Consider the following 7,312-nt stretch of genomic DNA (forward strand, 5'->3'; position numbering starts at 1 on the left):
ATCACGCGTCCCGTGCGCAGGTCAAGCTGGCGCTCACGCCGTGCGCCCAGCATATCATTGACGAACTCCTGCGCCTGATATTCCACCAGCGCGGCGACTTCTTCCCCGTAGCTGCTCCCCTGCCCCTGCAAGAGAATGGCATCCACATCGGTTTCTTCCAGCAGTACATCCAAATCTGAACTTGCCTTGGAGCGGATACGGTTGTACAGCAGAATCACGCCGTTTTCCAGTGAATCACAGGTGGACAGGTCGGCGCGGCCATTCTTCAACAGCAGATAGTCCGCCGTGAAACCGCCCACATCCAGAATCAGCGCACGCGGCACGGTTGCCAGCTCGCCCAGCATCATGGCCGCCGCTGCAAATGCCTGCGGATAGCACTGCACATCGCGGATCAGGATACTGTACAACTTGTCACGGTAGGAGAAGTAGATGGGGTCCTTGCGCTTGAAGTAGCGCACGAACGCTTTGTTCTGTGCGCCGAAGTGTGCGGGCGGCAGACCGATGGCAAGGTCAATGGGCATCAACCCGGAGGTATACGCGCCCTGCGCTTCGATTTCCTCCGCGATGGCAAACAGCGACAGAATAAAGAAACGCTCGTCTGTGGTTTTGTCCTTCTGGTACGGGATGCGCTGTGCGGACAGCGTATAGTAACTGCCGCCGTATTTCAGTACGTCCCTACCGTAAGGTCTGGTTTTGCTTTTCTGTACACCGGAAACAATGGCGTTTCCGTGGACAGTTTTGACCTGTTTGTTGCCGTGGTCGATAGCAATAAGCATAACATCAGCTCCTTTCGATGCTTATATTTACCTTATACGTTTTGAATACGTCATTTCCCAACAAATTTACGCATTATTTTTTCTTGTACGCAATGATGCGCATTATTTATTTGTTTGCATTTCCCTGACGGGTGCGCTATAATGGGCAAAGTAAGTAAAAACACAGGAGTCCGTCATGAATAAAACGCTTGAAATCAGTGCCATGCAGTATGATTTTCATACCTTGCTGAAAGTTTCCGATATATGCGGCCTTACCGGCGAAATCGGCTTCCATGATACAGACACAGGCTACCTCGTCAGCTTTCCCGATGATGACGGCAAGGCCGAGCAGCGGATGGCCGAGTACAAGAAGCGGCTTGTCGATCTTGAAAACAATATCTGGAATCGGTAATTTATGTGACCCGCCGGGGAAAATTCAATACAATTAAAGTAACAGCCCCTTCTACTGAGATTGCATCAGCGGAAGGGGCTGTATTTATATTGTATTCAGTATTTCCAACGCCCTTGATAGGGGCATCACTTTCTGGCACTTAGCCTTTTGGGAGTCATATCTTACTTTCTTACCGTCCGGCATTACTGCTATGGCGTTTTCTGTCAGGACGGCTGCTTTCAATTTGGGAACATAGCGGTGTACCTTTCCCTGCCGATCAATCTTGGCATGAGGCATGATGAGTTCCGCTGTTCCCAGCTTGATTTTTGCTTCTTTCGGCAGCGGTGAAAGCCACTTGTAGGTTTCGCGCTCAAAAGCGGTATCCCACATAGAATACTGATAAATGCGCCCACCGAAGAAATTGTCCTGCTGTTCCCTATATTCAAAGTGTTCTGTCTGCTGCGTTACCATCTGCGCCACACGGGCGGCATTCAGTTCCATTTCCTCTAAGCGGATGTACTCATGCCGTTGGTGTTCACAGTAATAGCCACAGCTGATATTGACCGCTGCAGTTTCCAGATACGGCGCAATATAGGATATATCACTGCATGAACCACCCGCTGTTTCAAATCCGAACGAGGTGATGAAGTCCTCAAACTCCGGGTTATCGCAGCGGTAAAACACGGCATCATTGCTGCCCCGGCGGTCAAGCTCTACGATGTAGTTTACCTGCGGTTGCAACGAGCCTCTTGTGAATTTCTTTGCACCTACGCAGCCGACTTCTTCGTCCTCACAGAACAGCACATGACAGTTTGCTGTACGCAGGATCTGTAAAATTATCCAGACCCCGCATCGGTCATCGCCGCCGATTCCCTGCGGTGACATAGCTACAGCCCCATCTGCCGAATAGCATACCTGTTCGACAGGCTGACGGTGAACCGTGTCCATGTGAGCCACCAGCAGGACGGGGATTGTTCCCTCGGCATACAGGTAGCCGGGCTTATCGGTAACGGGGTAACCCCTGCTTTTCAGCTCGGCTTTTAGCCTCTTTTTCAATTCCATCTGCGGCAGACGCAGAATGGTTTCAAACGTCAATTCTTGCATGGATTCCTCCTTTATGCGGCAAGGCCGTTCATCTGGTTCGGGCAGAATCGATTGGCACCGATGGAAAGGCAGTCTCCATGAATCGTACAGTTTCTGCATACGCCAACAACCTGCTCATAGCAGGCAGGGCATATCCCACGCTGCTCACCGGAACGAGCAATTCCGATACGCGGCATACCGATAAACTTTTCTTTGCATACCGTACATTCATAGCTGCACTCATTGCAATAAAAGTGCTCATCAATATAGCGCCCATATCCATGCACTGTTTTGCCGCAGCCTTTGCAGACAAACATACTGCCGCATTCTGCACAGCGTATCGAGCGGTGATTCTTCTGTTCCCCGCCGCAGCAGACACATCGAGCCACGGAACCAATCGTCATTTTGCCATAGTCGGTCTCCCCTTTCAGCAGAGAAGCAACCGCATACCCATACGCATAGTCAGGATAGTGGTTGCTGTCCGCCGCAGATTCGCAGTAAGGTTCGGTTTCTTTTCCTCGCTTGATCGACCACAAGTTCGGCTTGTCAAGGCAAGTTGCAATCGCCTGCTGGACGATGCTGCGATACAGGGTTTTCTGGTCTTCCAAATCTGTAGGATACAGGCGTGATTGCAGCAAAACATTATCCTTATAGCAGAAAATTTCTCGCGTGATGCGAGGGGCTGTATGGAAGTCCTGCGTGTACTCGTCACTGACCGTGAAGAAAATCATACTAACGGCATCGCCCATATAGGACTGGCAGCCACCGCGATAGCCGCCACCATCCAGGCAATGGCAGGAACTCCAAGTGTTGTCGCGGTTAGACATTTCGAGAAAATCGCAGGGGTGGATTGACAGCACTGCGGTTTTCTCAATATGCGCCGGGTTCAGGGCATCGGCCAGCCGTGCAAACAGCGCGTTGTAAGGTTTGACCGTGCGCATATAACGGTTGTCCGGCTCGCCTGCTTCCGCTTCTTCCTCGATTTGGTCAAGATGGAATTTCAGGCAAAGTCGATTGATAATGCGGCTCGCCTTTTGCCCCGGTGCGCACTTGATGCCGCCGTACTGTCGGATCGTGTCCAAGCGGTATTCGTTTGGTATCCGGGCATAGTCTGCGGTTGATGCGCGCAGGGCTGTTTCAAAGTTTTCGTACACCGTATCATCTGTGCAGGCCCTGCGGCCCAGTTCCAGTATGGCGGCGCGCGTTTCATCTACCGTAGCACGGTCGATCTCTCGCCGCTCCTCCACGCGGAACACGATTGCCAGTTCTTTTTCATTCCATAGCGGATGCCTACGCAGAAGCTGTAAAAGCCCCTGCTTCTGTTCGTACCATTGCGTAAGGTTTGCTGTGACGCCTTCTTCCGAAAACGGCTTTTGATACTTGTGCATGACCTCGTAAAATTGCTGTTTGAGTTCGTCCATCATTGTGATCTCGCCTTTCTTGAATTTTTATTTTTAACGCCGGGCGGCGCTAAACCAAAATAAAAAAGCGAGAACAACTTTTCTTCGCTGCCAATAGCAGCACAAAAGTCATTCTCGCTTTATGCGGGGTGCCCCCCGTGGATAAAAAATGCCCGCAATGCGCAGACCAGACGGTCAGCGGCATTGCAGGCACAAAGTACAAAAATAACAACGTGCGTCAGCGCAAATTGCTTTGCAGGACACATAAATCACTTACAAGAGTATGATACCATAGTTTGCGGAAAACGTCAATTTGCTGCTGAGGATATTTCGAGCCCCCTAAAAAACAGCATATGTACTTTATTTTTCTGGTTTGCGGTTCAATGATTTGGTCAAAATTCTATTTTTCTATTGTTTCTACAGTAACACCCGACTTAAACAAAAGATTCCTACATAACATACCAGATAATAAACTTTTGCTTTGCGGGTAAAATCCCTTATTAAAAATGCGTAGACAAAAATTCCATAGCACAGTAACACTGCACCGTGAACTGGCAACAGTTTTAGTGAGCCAACTCCCAGAAACATTTCCGCAACGAAGGCAACAAACATCGGCGGAAGCATTGTCGCACTTATATCAATCAATTCGTGAATTTCAAACTTTTGATTTTTGAAGGATATATGTTGCAGAATAACATACACCATAATTCCCATCAAACTTCCCAATGTGTTTACAATAAAATCATCTATGTCTACGACACCGGTTTTTAGAATGAACTGCGCGCTTTCTATAAAGAATGTTGTCAAGCATGACATTCCGACTGCCTTATATACGCGAAAATGCTTTTGGTAATAACAGTAAATTATTCCAAACGGTACAAACATTACCATGTTATAAAGCATGTCCCATGAAATAGGATTGCGACCATATTGCAAGTTTTCTCTAACACTATGGAACGGCAGTAGATTAATTTCTTCCACCCGCGTTAGTTGACCACCCATAATTGTCATAATCACGTTAAAACGTGATACGCACATACAAAATACTATCACAAAATATAATATAGTCATAAACTGGAAGCTATGTTTTCTTCTGCTTTTCATAAACGGTTGCCTCTCCAATGTGTTTGTTATAGTTTTTGCTGTCAGGTTTCCTTCGATTGATTGTTCTGCGCTATATTTACTATATGGTACTTATTCGTTTGCAAAAATATCATTTCCGTCCAGATAAAGATAAGGTTCTTCCCTCTCCGCAAATCCATTGATAGCTATGAACCCAATCTGCTTGACTGTGAGTTCTTTGATGGCCTCTACCTGTTGGACCTCACGATGAATTTCATCAAGGGTCATCGGCTGGGCATAATATTTTGCTTCGTAAATCTCATATCCATCGGCAAATTCCAGGGCGACATCAAACTCACCATTCTTGCGATGGGCGGGGTCGTCATAGTAATAGCTGCCAATATTGCGTACCCCCTTCATTTTACCGGAACGAACCTGATGGCTGAAATAGTCGCGGCAGATACCCTCAAATCGGCGGGAGATAAAATCCGTCAGGGCTGGCGCTATATACTCATCATAGAATGCTTCGGCCCCCAAAACCTGCAAGGCACTGGCATTCTTGTAGATAAAAGTAAAGTAAAACCGCAATAGATTGTCGTTGATTTCAAAAGTGGACTTCTTATTATCTCCAATCTTGTTGATAGGGCTATTGCGCGCGATGATTTCAAGGTCGATCAGCGATTTTATTTGTTTGGAGAGGTTGCCGGTCTTTTTTACATCCAGCTTATCTTCAATTTCTGTGTACCGCTTCTTCCCGTTTCCAATGACCGAGAAGATACGCTCGGCATTGATTTTGACAGAGTAATCCGAGAGCAGCAGTTGGCTGGCATAGAGATAGACAGCACTCATAGGGTTGAGGATCGTGCTGATAATGTTTTCCCGAATTGTAGCCGTAGGTTGCAGCGCTTGATTGACAAAAGGCGAGCCACCAAAAACGGCATAGTGCGCCGCCTTATCATAGGGAGTTTTGTCAGGATAGAATTTTGCAGCTTCCAAATAGTTCAGCTCGTTGAGCTTGATCGTTACAGCAAAACGGCCATACAGGGCATTCTTTTCCTGCAACGCATCTTTCATCATGCCGATGTGGGAGCCGGAGAGAATGAGTTCAATATTGACCAGCCGATTATCAATGATGTTTTGGAAGATGGAATCGACAGTTGCGGAGTCGTTCATAGCTTTGAGATAGGGGTATTCATCAATGACGACAACGATTTTCTCCGGCAGAGCATTCAGATATGCGAACACATCCTGCAAGGTACCAAAATTCAATGGCACAGGTAGGATTTTTGCCCGGACCAATTCCTGCACAAACCCGCTGATGTTGTCTTGCATTGTACCTTTCAGGCACTCAAAGTAAACCGTCCGATAGCTGCTCGATTTGAGTGCTTTCTGAATCAGGGTGGTCTTGCCAACTCGACGTTTGCCATAGACCATTGCTGCTTTTCCAATATAGTCTTGCTGTAAAAGCGCCAGTTCTTTCTCACGGCCAATAAACATATCGCGCCTCCAAAATCGTTGAATTGCAATTCGTTGAATTTCATTTCAGCATTATTGTAGCATCAACTCTATAGAAAAGCAAGTACCTAAATGAAAAAGCAATACTCTTTTTCCCAAACAAAAGCCTCCAACCTATGCACAATACCGCATAGATTGGAGGCTTTCTCATATCAGGTGGTTATCTTTCTTGGTGGGGGAGTTCTTCATTCTCAACCCCAGCCAACTTTCCAGCGTCTGCAAATCGCTGAACAGAATGTCGTAGACCTCATCACTTACCAGCGGCGTATGGGCTTCATACGCCGCACGGCAGCGGTTCAGGCGGTCTGTCAGTTCCCGTAGTTTTCCGATGAAAGCGGCTTTTTCCTGCCATTCCTCAGTTTTCATTGGCTTTTGGGGGCGCATCGGCCGAAATTCAACTCGTGGATCACCGACAGGATGGTTTCATCGTCATCCCAGTCGGCAGAAAACGCTGTCGGCGCGTAGGGGCCGTCCAGTAAGACCATTACTCTCCCCTGCTCTATGCGCAGGGTCACATCCTTGCGCCGGGCGCAGACGATGGCGAGATTTCCAAGTTGCTTCATAAGACAAGCACTTCCTTTCTTACGCGGCCTGCAAAGCCATTGGCAGCACCTTGCGGCTCCACAGGTCAACAAACTTTTTTACTTCTTCCGTAGGGTCGCTGTTGTGGTCGCCATGGATTTGCTCGATTTTACCATTGCGCACCTCCACGGTCACATACGGCTTTTTTGGTTCTTCCACGCGGCGGACAAACACGATCAGACATTTTTTCGCTGCCACTCGCTCAATATAGGTGCCGACACAGTGGTGCAAAGCCTGTCCTTCTGCGATGAGGTCATCGGTTTGCTTGGGGCAGACAATTTGCAGTTTCTTTGAAGTGAGGTTAGCCTTTTCTGCCAAATGCTCATATACTTCACGAAATGCACGCTTTGTTTGCTCGTCCCTACACTTCTTAATGTATCGGCTCAACTCGTCATGGGCCTCATTGCAGTGTTTGGGAAACAAAACCTGACTGCTTTTCATATCATAATTCTGTTCTTGACACATTTGCAGATAGTCGCTGTAAGTCGAGATTGCTTCTTCCATCGGGGAACGATAGAGGAAAG

Annotated in this window: 9 protein-coding genes; 1 reads left to right on the forward strand and 8 read right to left on the reverse strand. The window is 47.8% G+C overall.

What is annotated here, in order from left to right; genetic code table 11:
- A partial coding sequence (locus tag B5D32_RS13950; RefSeq protein WP_078785438.1) for a ParM/StbA family protein occupies window positions 1-776 on the reverse strand: 776 nt, incomplete at its 3' end.
- A 175-nt stretch (window positions 777-951) separates the two neighbouring features.
- On the opposite strand from B5D32_RS13950, the gene B5D32_RS13955 reads away from it, so the two are divergent.
- A complete protein-coding gene (locus tag B5D32_RS13955; RefSeq protein ID WP_078785580.1) occupies window positions 952-1,167 on the forward strand; it encodes a hypothetical protein in 216 nt (71 codons plus the stop codon).
- Window positions 1,168-1,251: 84 nt separating this feature from the next.
- Here B5D32_RS13955 and B5D32_RS13960 read toward each other — a convergent pair whose 3' ends face one another.
- The 7 genes from B5D32_RS13960 to B5D32_RS13990 all read right to left on the reverse strand — a co-directional run.
- Window positions 1,252-2,250 (reverse strand): M28 family peptidase, encoded by a 999-nt coding sequence (locus tag B5D32_RS13960; protein WP_078785581.1) that lies wholly within the window; start codon window positions 2,248-2,250, stop codon window positions 1,252-1,254.
- A gap of 11 nt (window positions 2,251-2,261) precedes the next feature.
- On the reverse strand, window positions 2,262-3,653 hold the full coding sequence (locus B5D32_RS13965) for a hypothetical protein (protein ID WP_078785582.1): 1,392 nt from the start codon (window positions 3,651-3,653) through the stop codon (window positions 2,262-2,264).
- A gap of 393 nt (window positions 3,654-4,046) precedes the next feature.
- Entirely contained in the window at window positions 4,047-4,733 is a 687-nt protein-coding gene (locus tag B5D32_RS13970) for a VanZ family protein (RefSeq protein WP_143402786.1), read from the reverse strand.
- Window positions 4,734-4,823: 90 nt separating this feature from the next.
- Window positions 4,824-6,188, reverse strand: a complete 1,365-nt coding sequence (locus tag B5D32_RS13975; RefSeq protein ID WP_078785584.1) for an ATP-binding protein — start codon at window positions 6,186-6,188, stop codon at window positions 4,824-4,826.
- 165 nt (window positions 6,189-6,353) lie between these two features.
- Complete coding sequence (locus B5D32_RS13980; RefSeq protein WP_078785585.1) at window positions 6,354-6,572, reverse strand: DNA ligase LigA-related protein; 219 nt, start codon at window positions 6,570-6,572, stop codon at window positions 6,354-6,356.
- On the reverse strand, window positions 6,569-6,769 hold the full coding sequence (locus B5D32_RS13985) for a hypothetical protein (protein ID WP_078785586.1): 201 nt from the start codon (window positions 6,767-6,769) through the stop codon (window positions 6,569-6,571). Before B5D32_RS13985 ends, B5D32_RS13980 begins: the two co-directional genes overlap by 4 nt.
- A gap of 19 nt (window positions 6,770-6,788) precedes the next feature.
- A partial coding sequence (locus B5D32_RS13990) for a PcfJ domain-containing protein (RefSeq protein WP_200805198.1) occupies window positions 6,789-7,312 on the reverse strand: 524 nt, incomplete at its 5' end.

It is taken from the genome of Gemmiger formicilis (assembly GCF_900167555.1).
Lineage (GTDB): Bacteria > Bacillota > Clostridia > Oscillospirales > Ruminococcaceae > Gemmiger > Gemmiger formicilis.

Coding starts and splice junctions, on each gene's coding strand:
- B5D32_RS13965 (WP_078785582.1), bottom strand. CDS start 3,653: ATGATGGACGAACTCAAACAGCAATTTTACGAGGTCATGCACAAGTAT.
- B5D32_RS13970 (WP_143402786.1), bottom strand. CDS start 4,733: ATGAAAAGCAGAAGAAAACATAGCTTCCAGTTTATGACTATATTATAT.
- B5D32_RS13975 (WP_078785584.1), bottom strand. CDS start 6,188: ATGTTTATTGGCCGTGAGAAAGAACTGGCGCTTTTACAGCAAGACTAT.
- B5D32_RS13980 (WP_078785585.1), bottom strand. CDS start 6,572: ATGAAAACTGAGGAATGGCAGGAAAAAGCCGCTTTCATCGGAAAACTA.
- B5D32_RS13985 (WP_078785586.1), bottom strand. CDS start 6,769: ATGAAGCAACTTGGAAATCTCGCCATCGTCTGCGCCCGGCGCAAGGAT.
- B5D32_RS13955 (WP_078785580.1), top strand. CDS start 952: ATGAATAAAACGCTTGAAATCAGTGCCATGCAGTATGATTTTCATACC.
- B5D32_RS13960 (WP_078785581.1), bottom strand. CDS start 2,250: ATGCAAGAATTGACGTTTGAAACCATTCTGCGTCTGCCGCAGATGGAA.